The following is a 19098-nucleotide window of genomic DNA, read 5'->3' as shown; positions in this document are numbered from 1 at the left end:
AGCCTCCGTTCCTCCGACTCTCCGTTCCTCCGACTCTCCGTTCCTCCGACTCTCCGTTCCTCCCGCCTCCCCGGCAGGGTCTAGCGTGGGCGCCGTGGACAGCCCCCAGCAGACGGACCCCACCGAGCAGTTCGAGGCCCAGCGGCCCCGCCTGTTCTCGCTCGCCTACCGGATGCTCGGCTCCGCCGCCGAGGCCGAGGACGCCGTCCAGGACACCTACCTGCGCTGGCACGGCGCCGCCCCGGGGCAGGTCGCCGCGCCCGGCGCCTGGCTCGCCAAGGTGCTGACCAACCTCTGCCTCAACCGGCTCACCTCGGCCCGCGCCCGCCGCGAGGAGTACCCGGGCAGCTGGCTGCCCGAACCGGTGCCCACCGACACCGGCGACCTCGGCCCGATGGAACGCGCCGAACAGCGCGAGGCCGTCTCCTTCGCCGTCCTCACCCTGATGGAACGGCTCACCCCGCCCGAGCGGGCCGCCGTCGTCCTGCGCGACGCCTTCGACTACAGCCACCGGGACGTCGCCTGCGTCCTCGACTGCACCGAGGCCGCCGCCCGCCAGCTCCACCGCCGCGCCCGGCTCCGCCTCACCGAGGGCGGCCCCCGCTTCACGCCCACCCCGGCGCAGAACAGCGAACTGCTCGGCCGCTTCCTCGCCGCCGCGGCCGACGGCTCCCTCGACCGGCTGGAGGAACTCCTCGCCGAACACGTCGTGGTCTGGTCCGACGGCGGCGGCCGGGTCCGCGCCGCCCTGCGCCCGGTGACCGGACGCGCCAAGGCCGCCCGCTTCCTGGCCGGACTGTTCGCCCGCTACGCCCGGGGCGCCCGGCTGGAGGTCGCCGAGGCCAACGGCGTCCCGGCCCTGCTGGTCTGGGAGGACGGGCAGCTCACCTCGGTCGGGACGGTGGAGCAGGGCGAGGACGGCGTCACCGGCGTCCGGATCGTCCGCAACCCGGAGAAACTCGCCTACTTCGCGGCCCGACGCCGGGACCTGTCACAAAGCGGCTGACCATCCGGTTCCTACCTGGTGACAGCAGTCACCCGGAAAGGACCCACCGCGATGACCCACGACACCCTCCTGATCACCGGCGCCACCGGCGTCCTCGGCCGCGAGGTGCTCGACCGGGCCCGCCGCACCGGCGGCCCGGTGCGCGCCCTGACCCGCCGCACCGCCCTGCCCGACGACCCGGGCGTCGACTGGCGCACCGGCGACCTCACCGCCGGCACCGGCCTGACCGAGGCGTTCACCGGCGTCGACGCGGTGATCCACTGCGCCAGCGACCCGCGCAACCCGCAGCACGACCTCACCGCCTTCGGCCACCTGCTGGCCGCGGCGCGGGAGGCCGGCGTCCGACACGTCGTCAACATCTCCATCGTCGGCATCGACCGCATCCCGTACCGGTACTACCGGATCAAGCTCGAAGGCGAACGGATGCTCGCCGACTCCGGGCTCGGCTGGAGCAACCTGCGGGCCACCCAGTTCCCGCAGCTGCTCGACACCGCGCTCACCGCGCTCGCCAAGCTCCCGGTCGTCCCGATCCCCGCCCGCACCCCCTGCCAGCCCGTCGACCCGCGCGAGGTCGCCGACCGCCTCGTCGAACTCGCCCTCGGCGAACCGGTCGGCCACGCCCCCGACTTCGCCGGCCCGACCGCCTACCCGGCCACCCGGCTGGCCGCCGACTGGCTGCACGCCACCGGCCGGCGCCGCGCCGTCCTCCCCGTCCCGCTCCCGGGCCGGCTCGGCAGCGCCCTACGCGCCGGGCACCTCACCGCCCCGGCCCACGCCTCCGGCACCCGTACCTGGGAGCAGTACCTCGCAACGAAGTCCGCCTGACCGGCGGGGGCGGCCCACCCGACTACCGGAACGGGCCGCCCCACCACGCCACTTCCCTACCGCCCTACCCCGCCCTACCGCCGTACCGCCCTACTGCTCTGCGGCGATCGCGGCCACCTCCGGACACGCCAGCGCCACGTAGTCCTCCACCGCCAGCGCCACCGACAGGTCCAGCCGGCCGGCGTTGAAGAAGATCTCCTCCTCCGCCAACAGGCCCTCGTCCACCACCAGTTCCAGCTCCGGCGAGAACGCGAACGGCGTGATCGAACCGCTGACGCTGCCCGCCAGCCGCTCGGCCACCTCCCGCGTGGCGAACGCCGCGTCCCGCCCGCCGTACCGGTGCACCAGAGCCCCCAGATCCACCTGCCGGTCCCCGGGCACCACCGCCAGCACGTACCGCCGCGACTTCTTCCCCGTCGCCACCCGCACCACGATCGACTTGGCCGCCTGCCGGAGCGTGTGCCCCCGCAGCCGGCTCGCCACGTCCGTGCGACCCTCCGGCGGATGCGCGATCATCCGGTACCGCGCCGCCCCCGTATCCAGCAACTCCGTCAACCGCCGATACGCATCCATCGTCAACACCCCACCGACGGACACCACTTCACAGACCCCACGGTGCAATCCCCATCACGAGTAGCAAGCCGGCAGCGCCCACCGCCACCGCCCTCACACACCTCGGCGGGATCCAGCCGCCTCCGCACCGCCCAGCGCCGCTTGTAGCCGCACTCCGCACCCACGCTCCAACCCGGCCCTACGCCCGCCCTATACGCCCCGGCCCCGGCGAGCGAACGCGTAGACGACAGCGCCCGCACCCCGGACGGGGTGCGGGCGCTCCGGCCTCGGACGGGCCCTAGTAGGGCTTGGTCAGGTCTGTATTGGGCTGGGTATGTCGCGGTGGCAGGTCGGGCAGGTGCCGGCCCAGGTGGCGAGGATCGATTGCAGCTCGCGGACGACCTGGTAGAGGCTCAGGCCGGGGCCGTTCCTTTTGGGGCGCGGGCGAGCCTCCGCAGGGTGCAGAAGGCGTGGGCCAGGGCGACGAGGGTGACGTGGTGGTGCCAGCCGGTGAAGGTGCGGCCCTCGAAGTGCGAGAGTCCCAGGGCTTGTTTCATCTCCCGGTAGTCGTGCTCGATGCGCCAGCGGAGTTTGGCCAGGCGGACCAGGGTGGTCAACGGGGTGTCGGCAGGCAGGTCGGAGAGCCAGAACTGCACCGGCGCGGGCGCCTTGGCGGGCCACTCGGCCAGCAGCCAGCACTCGGGCAGTTCCACGCCGTCGGTGGCGTCGCGGATCTCGCGGCCGGCGGGGCGGATCCGCAGGGCGACGAAGCGCGAGTACATCCGCTTGAACCCGGTGCGGCCCTTGCCTGGGCGGGATCCCTCGCGCCAGGACACCGGCCTGGCCGCCGTCCGCCCGGCTTCCATCACCAACGCCTTCACGCTCTTCGCCGGATCCGGGTATCGGGCGACCGGCGGCCGTCCGGTCCCGCTGTAGGGCGGGGTGACGGGCCGGGCGGAGCCGGGCTGGGCACTGAGCGTGGTGGAGATGCCCACGACGTAGTGCAGCCCGCGCTCGTTCAGGCCCAGCCGGAAGGCGGCCGCGTCACCGTAGCCGGCGTCCGCGACGACGAGCGGGACGTGGACGCCCCAGGAACGGGTCTCATCCACCATGTCCAGGGCGAGTTGCCACTTCTCCACGTGCCCGAGGTCCGCGGGGATCTGGCAGCGCTCCCGGCGGGCCACCTTCACCGGCTCGGCCTTCTCCGAGGCCGGATCCCAGGACTTGGGGAGGAACAGCCGCCAGTCGACGGCGGCGGAGGCGTGATCGGCGGCCAGATGCAGCGAGACGCCCACCTGGCAGTTGGTGACCTTGCCCGCGGTGCCCGTGTACTGCCGCGCGACACACGCGGAGGCCTCGCCGTCCTTGAGGAACCCCGTGTCGTCGATGATCAGGGCCGTCGGTTTCAGCTCCGCCTGCATCCTCCACGCCAGCCGGGCCCGCACATGCGCCGGGTCCCACGGGCTGGCGGTCACGAAGTGCGCCAGCGCCTGCCGGTTCCCATCCTCGCCGAGCCGCGCGGCCATCGGCTCCACCGACTTGCGCCCGCCATCCAGCAACAACCCACGCACGTAGACCCGCCCCCAGCGCTGCTGATCCCGACGCGTGAACGCCTCGAACAGCTCCGCCGTGAACGCCTCCAGGTCCTCCCGGACTTCCGCCATCTCCTCAGGTGTCACCCACTGCCAACGACACAACTCGCCAACGGACACGCCACCGTTGAACTGACCTGACCAAGCCCTACTAGTCGTTCTGGTAGAAGCCGAACAGGTCGACCACGAAGTCGGTCGTCCCCTCGCTCGCGTTCCAGAGGTCGATGATGCCGTTGGCGCCGCCGGTCGTCTGGACCAGGTTCGGCACGGTCGCACCGGCCGTCCAGTTCAGCGAGGACACCGGTGGCGGCGGCTGCGGCGACGCGGTACCGCTCTGGTACTGCCCCAGCGAGTTCAGGTCCGGGGCGGTACTCAGGTGGCCAGGAGCCGTGGTGTCGGTGACCGTCGCATTCAGCACGAAGCCGATCAGGTCCGGTCGGCCTGCGGAGAGCGGCATGTAGACGTACTGCCAGCCACCCAGCGGGCCGCCCTTCCACTGCGTCGAGGCCCGGGTGTCGAGCAGCCGGTCCGGGGCCACCGGGACGTAGGCGCCCTTGCTGTCCGCGCTGTAGTACCCGACCACGTCGACGATGACGTCGCTCGGGGCCCAGGCCCCGTTCAGCACCCGGATGCGGCCATCCGAACCCACTGGCACGACAACGGAGTTGGCGACCGTCTGGCCTGCGGTGAAGTTCAGGTTGGACGCCGTCGGGGCCTGCTGACCATCTGGGTACACCGTCAGGTGCCCGCTGTCCCCCGGGTTGGTCACCGTGACGTTCAGCGCCACCGCGGTGATCCCGGAGCCGGGCAGCTGCCCGCCGGCGCCACCGGCGATCTGCACCGGAATCGACTGGACCGCACCGACCCGGGCCATCGGGGCCCCGGTGCCGGAACGGGTGTCCACCAGGCGGGTCGGGCTCACCGGGGTGTAGCCACTGGACTGGTTCCACGTGAAGTAACCGGTGATGTCGACGACCAGGTCGAGCGGCTCGCCGGCGTTGTAGAGGTCGACGTACCCGTCCGCGCCCACCGGCACCACGACCATGTTCGGCACCGTCTGGCCGGGGGCGTAGTTGAGGTTCGACGTGCCGGGCCGCGGATCGCCGTCCCCGTACACCGTCACGTGTCCGGCGCTCCGCGGGTTGGTGACCGTCACGTTCAGCACCGCGGCCGAGACCGCGGCCGGGATCGCCCCGTTTCCGGCGATCTTCAACCGCGTGGTGGACCATCCGCCGACCCGCGGCATCGTGCCCCCGTCCCGGGTGTCGAGCAGCCGCGTCGGGCCGTACGGCGTGTACTGCGAGCCGGCCGTGCCGACGAGGACGCTGTTGCTCACGATGTTGCCGGACAGGTCGGTCAGCGTGAGCGAGATCCGGTACTGCCCCAACTTCGGGTACACGTGCGGCGGAAGGCCCCAGCCCACGTCGGACGCGTTGTACCCGTCCAGCGTGGTCCCGTCGCCCCAGTCGAGCGTGAAGGCGAGCATCTGGCCCTCGCTGGTGACCCGCGGACTGAGGGAAACGCCGTACGCGCTGGTGTCCTGAGCCAAGAGAGCCACGGCGAAACCGGGGTTGGGGTCGAACTGAACGGCGCCCCGGCTGGTGAAGGGAGCGACGCCGTAGAAGTCGGACGTCAGCATGCCGGGCGCGGCGGGGTTCGCCGAGCCGATCGCGGCGGAGCCGACCTGGAGCCGCGCGTCGACCGAGCCGGAGCCGTTCATCCTCAGCTGGGGCTGCTTCGCCTCCTTGGTGTCGATCGTGTCGTGCCCGCCCTGGGTCGTCGCGGACTGGAACGCAGCGAGCGTCGGATAGGCGGCACCCGCCCAGCTGTAAAGCGGCGTGGCGTCGGAGCCGAACACGAAGAAGTCGTTGTAGTCAGCGATGGTGTCGCCGCTCGACCCGGCCGAGACCACCAGGTCGGGGTCCCATCCCAAGCCGTAAGAAAGGCAGTTGTCCCGGTAGACGCCCATGTAGTCGGTGTTGGGATTCGCGTCCTCAAGGAGGTTGTTCTCCAGGTGGACTCCTGTCGAAGCACCCTCGACGTCGACCGCCGGCCCACACCCGCGCTGGATCGTGTTGGCCGTGACGTTCAGCGCGCTTACGCCGGTGGCGGCGATCCCGCTGTCCGCCAGGATGTTGCCGGCGAGCGTGACGTTACTCGCCCCCTGCGCGACGGCGATCCCCCGGCCCTTAGCCCGCGAGAAGCCGGTGTCGAGGTAACTCCGCGTCACTGTCACGTTGCTGGACGCTCCGTCGATGGTGAGGGCATCGACGGACTTGGTGACGTTGCTGCCCGAGCTGATCAGGCTGGAGTCGATCGTCACGCCCGTGGAGCCGATCAATTTCACCGCAGGCGAGCTGCCGTACTCAAACGGGTTCGACGTCAACATCATATTGCTGATGGTCACGTTGTTCACGTGGTCCAGGACTAGCGCGGGCTTGCCGACATCGCCGTAGATCGGGCTGATCCACGCCTGGTAACCGATACCGACGATCGAGATGCCGGACGTCCTGACTGTCACCGACTCGTCGGAGGAGTAACCCCGCAACGTCAGAACGTCGATGGTGTCGCCCGGTTGCGCGCTATCCACCGCCTTCTGCATCGAGCAGTACGGGCTGGCCTGGGTTCCCGTCCCCGGGCCGGTACAGGAGAAGCCGAAGGCGGCGTAGATGGTCCTGCCGGCAGCCTGCGCCGACGCCGGACTCCGCACGCCGGAGGCGCCTGCCGACGGCGCTTGCGCGGCCGGCTTCTGCACCCGCACGGAGTTGCTCGCCGGGCTGGTGAAGCTCCGAAGGCTCGAACCCGCGGGCAGCACCGTCGCGGCGACGGAGTGCGCGTTCGCGGAGCCACTCGACAATCCGGCCGCGATGGCCGGACCAGGCAGGAGCGCGAGTCCGGCAGCGAGAACCGCGATCGACGCGACAAGGCGGCGGTGAGGCACTGACTCCCCAGTCAACTCTTATGTGAACCACACGACAGGCCGCACAGAGTACAGACAGCCCATGACGCGCCCACCACCGACCCGTCACCGCATCCGCCCCACCAACAGGACAGCCCGGCCCGCCAACCGTCGACAGCAGCGGAAGACGGCGACCGAACCGGCGTGGCAGGAGTACGACCTGGTGAACGACCGGAGCCGCCACACCACCGGCACGATCCTCAACGAGCTGGGCGCGGGCCCCTTCACCATCACGCCGCCCCTGCGGCATTCGCAGGTCGCCATGACCCGCCAAGCCGTCAAGATCACGGGACCGACAGCCCGGGCCGCCACGCAGATGACGAGCAACGCGCTCGCGCCCCGGAAACCCGAGCGTGAGACCACGACTGAGACCACGAACACCCGGGCAGCGCGAGCACGCCGCTGGCGACGACTGCCGCAGACGCCAAAAAGGCCCGGTCAGAGAATCCGACCGGGCCTTTCCGCTTCTGAGCCGCCTGCGGGATTCGAACCCGCGACCTACGCATTACGAGACCACCAGGGCTCATGATGCGTGGTGCTGCACCGTGCCGCCTAGTGATGTTTTGCCTGATCAGAGCACATGCAGCCCGTTAGCCCGTCTCACCTCGTGCTACCTCTTCCAAAGGCGTCCGGCCGCACACTGGCCGCACGTCGCCTCATCCAGCGCCATCTGCCGCCCCAGCAGGCCACTGGGAGATCCCTACAAATGGCTGGCCACCCCGCCCGATTCTGGCCATCGATGCCCTCCATAGGATGCCGACCCTGAACCGCCAGCCACCACCCATCGACCCTACGTGCGTCATAGTATTGGTGCATGCTCTTCGAGACTCCCGCGCTGACACCCGACGACCATCAGGTCATCGAGGAGATCGAGGCTTTCCGCACCGAGTTCCGTCACCGGTTGGCCGAGCCGCGCCGCTGGGAGGGCCAACTCCGCCGTTCCCTCACTGCGGCGGCGGTCCGCGGCTCGACACACATCGAGGGCTACACCGTCACCGCCGAGGACGCCGAGACCCTCATGGCCGGCGGCGAGATCTCTCCGGACACGGACGACGCCACCCGCAACGCCGTCACCGGCTACCGCGACGCCCTCTCCTACATCCAGCGGGCATCGGGCTTCCAGATCTTCGCCTGGGACCACACCCTCTTGTCCGCCCTGCACTTCATGATGACCAAGGCCGACGACGAGGTCCGCCCCGGCGAGTACCGCACCAATGGCCTCTGGGTCTCCGGTGGGCCCAACCGCCCACCCGTCTACACCGCCCCCGACCCCGACCAGGTCCCCGCCCTGATGAACGAACTGGTCCAATGGCTCACCGAGAGTGACACCGACACCCCAGCGATCGTCCGCGCCTCGATGGCCCACCTGAACCTGGTCTCCATCCACCCCTGGCGCGACGGGAACGGCCGGATGTCCCGTGCCGTGCACACCCTCGTCCTCGCCCGCGAAGGCGTCCTAGCGCCCGAGTTCTCCAGCATCGAGGAATGGCTCGGTGCCGACGACTTCAACACCCGCGAGTACTACGCGGCTCTGCGCACCGTCCAAGCCGGCACCTGGCAGCCGCAGCGAGACACCCACCCATGGATCCGCTTCTGCCTCACTGCCCACCACCTCCAAGCCCAGGAGGTCCAGCGCCGCTTCGAAGCCGCCGCCCGCCTCTGGTACCGCCTCGAAAACATCGCTCTCCAGCACCGGCTCGACGAGCGCACCATCTCCGCCCTCTACGCCGCCGCCCACGGCCACCTCCGCCGCACCACCTATCAGGCCGAAGAGTCCCTGACACGCGACCAAGCCCTCGCCGACCTCCGTACCCTGCGCCGTCTCAGCCTCATCGAGCCCGTCGGGCACGCCCGTACCCAGCGCTACGTCGGAGGCCCCGCCCTGAGCCAAGCGCGCAATGAGGTACATGCGGAGGTCCACGCCGACCTCTATCGCGAGCCGTACCCCCAGTAGTCCTTGGCCCTCACGGCGATCTGGAGCCCATACGGGCTTCGCCACAACTGCCGTTCAAGGAAGTGCACCACGGGGTGTCACGTCAGACACTCCCCTCTCCTGCCGAACGGCCCTGACGAAGAACCAGGGAGACATCACTGCCTGTCAACCCAGGTCCTGGCGAAGGCGGCTGAGATAGGCGTCGATCTGCGCAAGCCCGGGCCAGCCGCTTCCCCGAAGGCGAGAGGTTTCCGATCGGAGCCGCTCTCCGAGATCCAGTGCCTTGGGAAAGCTTTCCGTCGCGGCGTACAGGCTCATCAACCGCGCGAGGGCATCCAGATGGCGGTTGACGGCGTCCTCGTCGTCCTCGTCGGGCATGATCTCGCTGATCTGGTCGAAGGCTCGGATGGCAGCGGTGGCCTCGCCGAGTTCCATCCGGCACTGTGCGGCGTAGTACCAGCACAGTTGGGCCTGCTCGTCGTGGGCGCCATAGCGGTCGGTGTAATGGTGGGCGAGCGGCTCGAAGAGCGAGAGGGCCTCACGGTGGCTCCCGGCCAGGAACTTCACCTGGGCGAGGCTGAACTGCATATCTTCCCTGAGCTCCGAATCAGCGGCCCTAGCGATGGCCTCGGCCAGTGCGTCGGCAGCCTGGGTGAACTGGCCATCCTCAGCCAGGCCCGCTGCCCGGGCGGAGACCGCGTCCGCCTCTTCTTCGGTCAGCGCGGCAGGGCCTGTCGCCGGCTCCTGCGACACCGCTGCTGGTGGGGGCGTGAACGGTGTGGGAAGCACGACTGTGGGCGTGTACGACGCGGCGCTACTTGGGCTGGGCGTCCGGCCCCCGAAGGGTCGCAGGAACGGCAGACGCGGGTCCAGGACACCCTCGTCTGCCCCTGTCGGGGTGCCGACGGAGGCGTGGACGAAGGGCAGGAGTGCGTCGTAGACCTCCATCGCGTCCATGCGCTGCTCGGATTCCTTGGTGAGCATCGCCAGCAGGAGCTTCTCGATATCGGCCGGTACATCCGGACGCAGGGATCGGATGGGAGGTGGCGGGGTGTGGACGTGGTGCCACATGTGGGAGCGACTGTCGTCGGGGGTGAACGGCGGCTTGCCGGTGAGCAGTTCGTGGAGCACACAGGCCAGGGCGTATACATCGGCAGCGGGACCGACAGCGTTGGCCAAGCTCTGCTCGGGGGACATGTAGGGCGGGGTGCCCACGGTCATGCCGACCTGAGTGAGGCGGGGCAAGGTGCCGACTCCGCGCAGGGCGGCGACGCCGAAGTCGAGGACCTTGACCACGCCTCCGGGGGTGAGCATCAAGTTGGACGGCTTGATGTCGCGGTGAACGACATCGCGATGGTGCATGGTGTCAAGGACGGAAGCGATCTGGGCGCCTACGGCCGCGGCCCAGGAGACGGAAACCGTCTCGCATTCGTAGTCGGTCTCGTCGATGAACGTCTGCAGTTCACGTCCCTGCAGGAGCTGCATGACGACGAACAACCGTCCGCTGGCCTCGTCGGTGCCTGTGTCGAAGACAGCTGGCACACCCAGGTGTTCGATGCCGGCGGTGATCTGGACCTCGCGCAGAAACCGGGCGCGGCGGGTCTGCAGGGTCTCCTCGAAAGCCGCACCGTGGAACCCGGGCGGGGCCGGGCTCTCCGCCAGCATCATCTTCACCGCGACCCGACGGTCCAGGCGTTCGTCGTACGCCTGCCAGACCTCGCCCATACCGCCCGCGCCGATGGGTGTGTGCAACCGGTACCGGCCCGCGATCACGCGGGCCGGTACGCCGGCGTCGAAGGTCGGTGCGCCGCGCACCATGCGAGATCCCTCTCTGCGTGAATGGAGCGTGCCGCGCCCGGCAACTTACCTGACGTGTTGTAAAGCACAGGCTATGCGGTCGGCGGCTCCGCTTGGCGGCTTCCGGTGGACTTGAGCTCGGTAGCCCGCTGCTCGGTCGCTCGGCGCTCGGCCTCACGCCGGACCGGACGCCGGATGAGCTGGTACGCCTGCTGGGTTGCGACCTGCTTGAACAGGCGGTTGACGTTGGCGTCGTCGAAATACCGGACCATCAGGGCGTCGTTCGACGCGGCCTGATCAATGACGATCCGGTCGAGGTCCTTCTCCAGTTCTCCGGCGAAGACGTCCTGCTCCTGGTGCAGGGCGATGGCCCGGAGTTCGGGGTCCTCGCTGACGGCAACCACGAGCTGGCCGAGCAGGATCTGGTCGGTGGTGGACAACCCGGTCCCGTACTCCTCGTTGACGGACTGGATCACCTCTGCCAGTGACATCTCCTCCACTTCGGCGACCGCTCCAGCCGCCTCGGGCACCAGCCCAGGCAGGAGCTGCGCGCCCGCTGCCTCCAAGCGCAGCTCCGGGGTGCCCGTCTGAGTGATGCGCATGTGGCTCGGGGCGGCGGTCCCTATGTCGGCGCCGGCGCTGCGGACGGGCGGAGGCAGGCGGCGCAGCAGGAAGCGTCCGTACTGGTAGAGCCGTTCCAGTTCAAGATTCTCGAAGCCGATGACGTGGGAGAGCCAGCCGTACGCCTTGGTGTAGGAGTCCAGCGCTCGGCGGAACTCGGTGGCGGTGTCCGGTTCGGTGGCGTTGAGGGCGTTGAAACGGTCCAGCGCGGGCTGAAGGTAGCCGTAGAGGCGGGCGTGGGCCTTCATGATGGCGGTGTCGGTGGCCGAACCGCCCTGGAAAGCCGCGAAGTACGCAGCGACGAAGGCGTCCATCTCGGCTTCTACCAGGAGCTGGTAGGCCATCACCTCGCGTTCGCGGTCGAACAGCAGGTTGGGGTCGGTGGGGTCGCTGACCGATGCCTCGTAGTACTGCTGGAATGCCTGCTCGATGTCCTCGGGCCGGTTGGCGAAGTCGAGAATGAACAGGTCTTCGGTGCTCTTGAGCCGGTGGGTGCGGTTGAGCCGGGACAGCGTCTGCACCGCGGCCAGTTTCACGAGGATCTTGTCCACGTACATGGTGGTCAGCAGCGGCTGGTCGAAGCCCGTCTGGTACTTCTCGGCGACGACGAGGATCCGGTGCTCGGGCTTGGGGACGGACGGCGGGTTCGGGTCGTCTGCGCGGGTGTAGCCGAAGCGGGTGGGTAGCTCACGTTCTGGGAAGCCGTTGAGTTTGGGCTCGGTGTACTCGATCCCGTCGATGGTCAACGCGCCGGAGAACGCGACCAGGGTGCCGCAATCAGTGAAGCCACGCTGATCGATGTAGGCGCGCATGGCCTGGTACAGCCTCACGGCGTGGTCACGGCCGGAGGTGACCACCATCGCCTTGGCCCGGCCGCCGAGGCGCGGGCTGGAGTGCGAACGGAAGTGATCGACGATGATCTTCGCGCGGGAGGCCATCGACGCCTCCGACATCAGCGCGGCCCGTACCAGCTTCGAGCGGGCCTTGCGCGGATCCACCTGCTGCTCCGCCTCGTCGGCAGCGGCGTCCTGGAGCTTGAAGTACGTGGCGTAGGTGATGTAGTTGCCGAGCACATCGAGGATGAAGCCCTCCTCGATGGCCTGCCGCATCGAGTAGACGTGGAAGGGCCCCTTCTCCTGCTCTCCCGATTCAGGATTGGCGTAAGGGGTGCCGAAGAGGTCGATCGTCTTCGCCTTCGGAGTGGCCGTGAACGCGAAGAAGGAAAGGTTCGGCTGCTTGCCGCGCGCCAGGGCTGCGGCCGTCAGCGGATCGCCGTCGTCGTCCACCGCGTCCGAGCCGAGACGTCCCAAGGCCTTCTTCAGCGCCGCAGCGCTCTCCCCACCCTGCGAAGAGTGCGCCTCGTCGATGATCACTGCGTAGCGCTGCCCGCCCAGCCCAGCGACCTTGTCCAGGACGAAGGGGAACTTCTGCACCGTGGTGATCACGATCCGGGCCGTCGGCCCGGTCAGCGCGTCCGCGAGCTGCTGGGAGTTCTCATCGATCCGTACGACCACACCGGCCTTGTGGTCGAACTGGTAGATGGTGTCCTGGAGCTGCTTGTCGAGCACGCGCCGGTCGGTGATGACGATGACCTTGTCGAAGACCAGCTTGTTCGCCCCCAGACCGGAGGCGAGCGCGGCCGGTGCGATCTGGTCACGGTCGTGGGAGGTATGCAGGCTGGACAGGTGGTGCGCGAGCCAGGCAATGGTGTTGGACTTGCCCGAACCCGCGGAGTGCTGAATCAGGTAGTTCTCCCCCGCCCCGTGGCGCGCCGCGTGCGCGATGAGCTTGCGAACCGCGTCCCACTGGTGGAACCGGGGGAAGATCAACGGCTGCGTGTGCGCGCTGCCCGGCTTGTGCGACGGCGCCCGGCCGGCCTTAGCTGCGGCGTCCTCCACGTGCAGGAACCGCTGCAGCAGCTCCAACCAGTTGTCCCGGGCCCACACCTCGTCGAAGAGGTAGGAGGTGGGGTACCTTCCGTCGGTCGAGGCCGGGACATTGCCCGCGCCACCGATCTGGCCAGGGCCACCCGAGCCGGTGTTGAAGGGAAGGAAACGGGTCGCGTCTCCGGCCAGACGGGTCGTCAGGAACGCCAGCGTCGGATCGACCGCGAAGTGGACCAGGCTGCGTTTGGCGAAGAACAGCTCATTCGGGTCGCGCTTACGCCGGTACTGGCGCTTGGCGTCCTCTACGGTCTGTCCGGTCAGCCCGTTCTTCAACTCCACCGACGCGATGGGGAGTCCGTTGAGGAAGAACACCATGTCGAGGCTGTCCAGTGGACGGGCGTCGGAGTAGTGGAACTGACGCATGAAGGCAAGCCGGTTCGCGTCGTACTCGGCCAACGCGTCGGCGGCAAGGGTGTGCGCGGGACGGAAGTACGCAAGCTGGATCTTCACGTTGCGGTCGTTCACACCCCTGCGCAGCACATCCAACAGGCCGCGCGAGTCAATCTCCCGCGCCACCCGCTTGGCGAACCTGCCGATGGCCTGCTCTTCCTCCTCGCCGTAGGCAGCCTGGAGTGCCAGCCACGCGTCGTTCTGCGACGCACCGAGAAAGGCGGCTAGCTCGGAAGTGTCGATGCCGATGGTGCGGTCGTAGGTATTCGACAGCCCGCGCTGCCAGCCGCTACGCAGAAGTGCCGCTTCCACGGCGTTCTCGAAAGCCTTCTCGGTGTACACGCGGGCATCGTTCATCTAAATCCCCCTCAGAAGTTGCGGTCATGCGTGGGACGGGCGGTGGTGACATCGAACTGGCCGGTGACGGCAGCGGTGATCAACGTTTGGCGGCGTTCGGAGAGGAGAGCAAGTTGACGGTCTGTACGTCGTAGCAATTCCGCGTGGCTCCGTCGCCCCTCCTCTACCTGAGAGGCCACTCTCTCTTGCTCCTTGGGATCCGTGGGCCATCGGACAGAAAAATTCGACAGATCTTCCATTCCAAGTGTGGGCTGGGCAGAGTCCGACCCAGTAGCAAGAACCGCCTGGCGTTCAAATTCGCTCGTGCCAATCCAGGCGACGAAAAGGTTTGGAATTACATTTGACAGCAAACGAAGCGAACAAACAGCCCGAGCAATATTGGCACCAGAAAGTTCATCCGGCACAATAGCCGCTCTACCCAGAGTGCCAACTACACTGAGCAGAACATCGCCCGGCTTGGTGATTGTTCTCGCGTACTGATCCGAGAGAGGCCTTGGAATTTTCGCCAACTCGCCCGCGCGCCCCGGAAGATCCAACAAGTCATTGACCCTAATAAAGGGAACTCCATCATCCTCGAACGCGGGAACTAGTACTCCATAGCGCGGTCGAGACCGAAGGAGATATTTTACCCTAGTCAATTTACCCGACAAACACTGCCCGAGGACCTTCTCGACATACACACCCTGCCTAGCTCGAATGGCATCCCGCTGACGAGAGCGAAGATCTACCAATTTATCAATGCGAGCCGTCTCTTGGTCCAGGAAGTCGGAGATACGACGCTGCTCATCGACTGAAGGGACAGTAACCCTTGTAGCAGCCAACGCATCAGAGGAGAGCTCCAAGAACGTAGTCCCCTGACCTCGCGCTTGCAATTGCCGCACCATTGATTCCAGCTGGTATACGAAGAAGCGTTCTTCCACAGGACGGGTGGCAACCAGAGCACGGCACCCCTGATTGAAAGCCATCGGAACCTTCGTCAGGGCTACATAGCCGATAGGAGCCCTAGTAGATAGCAAAATTGAACGTTTGGGAACAATACGCGAACCATTGGCAGCACCAGCAGCAGTGAGTGTCCGCTGAGTCATGGACAGCCATGTGCCGGAAGTAGCAGCACCGAGATCTACCGGCGTAGCCCAGGGGACATCGCCCCCCCAGTTTTCATCGTCAGACGCCGGCGTCCCACCGTTTACCACTCGAAAAATTCGCCGAAGTGGAATAATTGGCCAACTCACGCCGCCACCTCCCCCAACAGCACCTGAATCTCGGCCTCGAGCGACTTCAATTCCGCATCAATCTCCGCTAGCGGCCTCGGCGGTGTATGGACGTAGAAGTGCCGGGTGAAGGGAATCTCATACCCAAGTTTATAGCGCTCCATCTCCTTCGTCTTCGGATTGCGGATCTCCGAAATCCAGGCGTCCGGGACATGCGGCAGGACTTCTCGGGCAAGGTACTCGTCGATATCGTCATCGAGCGGGATATTCTCATTGTCACGCAGGTCCGGGTCGGGCTCCGGTTTGCCCTTCAGAAGCTGGACCTCGCCCTCTGGATCGGTTACACCCACAGCGTCACGGAGTACCTTCTGAAATGGCGCAGTGGAGGGCCACAGCACGCCCCCGGCCACCATCGCCGTCCGCAGGGCGTCCCATGCCTCAGCCTTGGTGGACCACTGAAATCCTAGGAGGGGCTTAAGCGCGGTCAGCAACAACTCCGCCGCTGCGTCGCCCCCGACCGCCTTCTTCACGGCGGCCGAGGCACCTAGCAGAGCGAGGCTGTCCTCAGTCAGCTCGAAGCGGAGCTTGAGCGGCCGGTCCACTGTAATGCGCTGGTAGCCGAAGCTCCGGTTGGCAAAGACCTTCACCCGTCCATGATCCGGATGAGTCTCATCGCTGGCGATACTCAGAGCATCGCGGTAGATCCCGCAGATCTTTCCGATCTGCGCCCGCGTGATCTTCTTGCGCTTCTCGCCGAGAGACTTGCTCATCTTGGACCACTGATCGCGGGCGTCAAGCAGGATCACTCGGCCCTTGCGGTCGGTGGGCTTGCGGTTGGTGACGATCCAGAAGTACGTGGAGATACCGGTGTTGTAGAACAGCTGGTCTGGGAGGGCGACAATCGCCTCCAGGTAGTCGTGCTCGATGATCCACCGACGGATCTCCGACTCCCCCGACCCCGCACCGCCGGTGAACAGCGGGGAACCGTTGAAGACGATAGCCAGGCGAGTGCCGCCGACCTCGTCGCCCGCTGCATCCTTCTTGAGCGGATGCATCTTGCTCATCATGTGCTGTAGGAACAGCAACGAGCCGTCGTTGATCCGAGGCAGGCCGGCTCCGAACCGGCCGTCGTACCCCCGATCCTCGTGCTCCTGCCGAACGGCCTTCTCAACCTTCTTCCAGTCCACGCCGAAGGGCGGGTTGGCAAGCATGTAGTCGAAGGTCTCGCCCTCGTGGCCGTCCTGGCTGAAGGAGTTGCCGAAGCGGATGTTCTTGGCCGTGTGGCCCTTCAACAGCATGTCGGAGCGGCAGATCGCGTAGGACTCGGCGTTGAGCTCTTGGCCGAACAGGTTGACGCGCACACGGGGGTTGAGCTTCTGAATGTGCTCCTCCGCCGCCGCCAGCATGCCGCCGGTACCGCAGGCCGGGTCGAGGATCTTGACGACCTGACCTTCACCTGTCAGGCGGCTGTCGTCCGGAGCGAGCAGCAACTCGACCATCAGCTCGATGACCTCGCGCGGGGTGAAGTGCTCACCGGCGGTCTCGTTGGAGGCGTCGGCAAACTTGCGGATCAGCTCCTCGAAGACGTACCCCATGCCGTGGTTGTCCACGGTCTTAAAGCTCAGATCCACACCGGCGAACTCCCGGACCACCTGATAGAGCAGGTCTGCGTTGTCCAGGCGATCGATCTGAAGGTGGAACTCGTAGCGATTGATGATCTCGGTGGCCTCCGAGGAGAATCCCCGGATGTAGTCCTTGAGGTTCTTCGCCACGTTCGCCGCATCACTGCTGATGGTGTCGAAGGTCTGCTCGGAGAGGTTGTAGAACTTCAGCTTGGAGGCTGCCAACAGCAGGCCGTCCTTGTTCTCCCCGGTGTAGGAGGCCGCCCGATCCCACACCGCCTGGCGGGTCGGGGCCATGACACAGTCCAGTCGGCGCAGCACCGTCAGCGGGAGGATGACCTTTCCGTATTCCGAGCGCTTGTAGTCCCCGCGCAGCAGGTCGGCCACTGACCAGATGAAGTCGGCCAGTTCCTGGTTCTTACTCAACGTGTCCTGTCCTCTCGCCCCACTGCGGCGTCTCCGTCGGTTGCCGTGCCCTGGTGTTCAGCATCGCCACTGCCCTGCGTCGGCGGCGGATTGAGCGCACCACCGGTGAGGCCGTCACGGGCCAGCCGCGCAGCCCGACTTCCCATCATGGCGAGTTCTGCAAGTTCGCGCTCAAACGCACCCAACGAGCGAAAGGCGTCGCCGTAGCGGTGCTGTCGTTCGATGTCCATGCGGGGCAGGCGTGCCGCCTGGACGTCCGCTCGGAACGTACCCGAAGAGGACGTGCTACGGCGGGCATTCGCCGCACTGCTGGCGAAGCCGCGCACATAGTCAGGATCCAACTGGTCGCTGAGGGAGGTAAGTTCTTCACCATCCAAGCGGACCAGGCCGGCGGCCAGCAGATCGCTCACCGCCACTGGGACGCCGTCGTCCAGACTGTTGGCCTCACCTCGCGGTAGCAGCTCGGGGAGCAGCGCCTGCAGATGGCTCAGGCGTGCGTCCAGTTCCTCGCGTAGCGCGGCGTACTCCATCGCGTAGTCGGGTTCCGGCTCGCGCACGTAGCGGCTGGGCGTGAGGTCTACCTCACTGTCCAGCAGATCGATCAACGGCACCTCTGCCTCTTGGTACGGCTGCGGCTTCCACGGCCCGTCCAGGCTGTTGGCACTGAGATCCACCATGCGTACGGTCCCGGTCCCCCGCCCAGGGCCCGAGGGGCGGCTCAGCAGCCACAGATGCAACGGAAGTGCGTGACTGGCAGCGAGGCCCGGCGGCAGAGCCACCAGTGCGGCAACGCAGCCACGGCGAACCAACTCAGCCCGGATTCGGCGGCCGGAGCGGCGATGGGCGACCGACGCCGGCAGGGCTATCACGGCTCGACCCCCTGGGGCAGTGTGGTGGTAGCAGTGCTGAAGCCAAGCGAGTTCACTCTCCCCGCGCGAGGGCACACCTGCCTCCCACCGCGGATCGATGAGCAACTGCTCGCGGCCCCAATCGGCCACGGCGGTCGGCGGCTCGCAGACGACGAGGTCTGCGCGGAGGTCGGGAAAAGCATCTTCCCGCAACGAGTCGCCCTCAACGATCTGCACCGACGACACCCCGGTGGCCGCCAGGGTCGCACGCACTCGGGCAACGCGTGTCGCATCCACCTGCATGTCCTGCCCTTGCCTGCTCCCCACCGCACCGCCACCCGCCGCGACAAGAAGCGAGCCGATGCCACACGCCGGATCGAAGACGGTGCCAGAGGTCTCACCAGCGAATTCCCGGACAGCGCGAGCGAGTCGCAATGTCGAGGCCCCGTCCAACTCGGCGCGTGCGGTGGATTCCAGCAGTCGGGCGACCAAGGCGTCCATCACATCGGTGGGCTTGCGGTCGGCAACCAGCCCGTCCACCGCTTCGCGGGCCGTCTGGTCGGTCAACTCTCCTGGAACGCCCCGGAGGTAGTCCCCGACAGCAGCCAGCGCCTTGACCATCATCTCACCGTAGGTGCCACGCAGGGCCTGCCAGAGCCGGACCTCCCCTGTGAGCTCTCGCCCATCTCGCTGCTTTTCCAACCACTGCCGCATCTCGGCGAGCGAGTACAGCGGACTCGCCGAGGTGCCGCCGACGGGTTCGGGAAAGTCCGGGCGGCGCCGGCGCCAGTTGGACACCGCAGCGCGCGTCACGCCTGCCAACCGTGCGATCTCCGCAGCGGTCACCTTGGTATCGGATACCTCGTTTCCTCCAGCCATGATGCAACCGTATACCACGGCGACATCTTCACCAAGTTACATTCGGTTGACGGCGCTAACAGACTCAGGTTCACTGGAGGGCACGCGCCGCACGCCGTCCAGCCCACTGGGGCCACCGTGCCCGGAAGACCGGG

Annotated in this window: 11 protein-coding genes; 3 read left to right on the top strand and 8 right to left on the bottom strand. The window is 67.3% G+C overall.

The annotated features are described in order from the left end of the window. Positions 1-94: 94 nt before the first annotated feature. Together AB0K51_RS21105 and AB0K51_RS21100 are read left to right on the top strand one after the other, a co-directional pair. Positions 95-1006 carry an RNA polymerase sigma-70 factor gene (locus AB0K51_RS21105; RefSeq protein ID WP_363457584.1) on the top strand — a complete coding sequence of 304 codons (912 nt, stop codon included), beginning with the start codon at positions 95-97 and terminating at the stop codon, positions 1004-1006. Positions 1007-1057: 51 nt separating this feature from the next. Then, positions 1058-1831 (top strand): NAD(P)H-binding protein, encoded by a 774-nt coding sequence (locus AB0K51_RS21100; protein ID WP_363457581.1) that lies wholly within the window; start codon positions 1058-1060, stop codon positions 1829-1831. 90 nt (positions 1832-1921) lie between these two features. On the opposite strand, the gene AB0K51_RS21095 is transcribed toward AB0K51_RS21100, so the two are convergent. The 3 genes from AB0K51_RS21095 to AB0K51_RS21085 all read right to left on the bottom strand — a co-directional run bounded on the left by AB0K51_RS21095 (position 1922) and on the right by AB0K51_RS21085 (position 6916). Then, a complete protein-coding gene (locus AB0K51_RS21095; RefSeq protein WP_363457579.1) occupies positions 1922-2404 on the bottom strand; it encodes a YbaK/EbsC family protein in 483 nt (160 codons plus the stop codon). Between the two features lie 392 nt (positions 2405-2796). Beyond that, positions 2797-4047, bottom strand: coding sequence for an IS701 family transposase (locus AB0K51_RS21090; RefSeq protein WP_363457577.1), 1251 nt, complete (start codon positions 4045-4047; stop codon positions 2797-2799). Between the two features lie 79 nt (positions 4048-4126). After that, entirely contained in the window at positions 4127-6916 is a 2790-nt protein-coding gene (locus AB0K51_RS21085) for a right-handed parallel beta-helix repeat-containing protein (protein ID WP_363457574.1), read from the bottom strand. An 832-nt stretch (positions 6917-7748) separates the two neighbouring features. On the opposite strand from AB0K51_RS21085, the gene AB0K51_RS21080 reads away from it, so the two are divergent. After that, a complete protein-coding gene (locus tag AB0K51_RS21080; RefSeq protein WP_363457571.1) occupies positions 7749-8888 on the top strand; it encodes a Fic family protein in 1140 nt (379 codons plus the stop codon). Positions 8889-9032: 144 nt separating this feature from the next. Here the strand turns inward: AB0K51_RS21080 and AB0K51_RS21075 are convergent, their stop codons facing one another. The 5 genes from AB0K51_RS21075 to AB0K51_RS21055 form a co-directional block, all read right to left on the bottom strand. Then, complete coding sequence (locus tag AB0K51_RS21075) at positions 9033-10685, bottom strand: serine/threonine-protein kinase (protein WP_363457569.1); 1653 nt, start codon at positions 10683-10685, stop codon at positions 9033-9035. A gap of 71 nt (positions 10686-10756) precedes the next feature. Then, positions 10757-13963, bottom strand: coding sequence for a DEAD/DEAH box helicase family protein (locus AB0K51_RS21070; RefSeq protein WP_363457566.1), 3207 nt, complete (start codon positions 13961-13963; stop codon positions 10757-10759). A gap of 26 nt (positions 13964-13989) precedes the next feature. After that, positions 13990-15210 (bottom strand): restriction endonuclease subunit S, encoded by a 1221-nt coding sequence (locus tag AB0K51_RS21065; RefSeq protein ID WP_363457564.1) that lies wholly within the window; start codon positions 15208-15210, stop codon positions 13990-13992. Continuing rightward, positions 15207-17237: a class I SAM-dependent DNA methyltransferase gene (locus tag AB0K51_RS21060; RefSeq protein ID WP_363457561.1), complete on the bottom strand. Its 2031-nt coding sequence runs from the start codon at positions 17235-17237 to the stop codon at positions 15207-15209. The genes AB0K51_RS21065 and AB0K51_RS21060 overlap by 4 nt, the downstream gene beginning before the upstream one ends. Beyond that, the gene (locus tag AB0K51_RS21055) at positions 17234-18964 is read right to left on the bottom strand and encodes an N-6 DNA methylase (RefSeq protein ID WP_363457559.1); all 1731 of its coding nucleotides are present in this window, start codon (positions 18962-18964) and stop codon (positions 17234-17236) included. Before AB0K51_RS21055 ends, AB0K51_RS21060 begins: the two co-directional genes overlap by 4 nt. Between the last annotated feature and the right edge of the window lie 134 nt (positions 18965-19098).

This window comes from Kitasatospora sp. NPDC049285 (assembly GCF_040678815.1).
Taxonomy (GTDB): Bacteria; Actinomycetota; Actinomycetes; order Streptomycetales; family Streptomycetaceae; genus Kitasatospora.
Note: the sequence above shows the minus strand (reverse complement) of the source record. Positions and strands in the feature narration are given on the sequence as shown.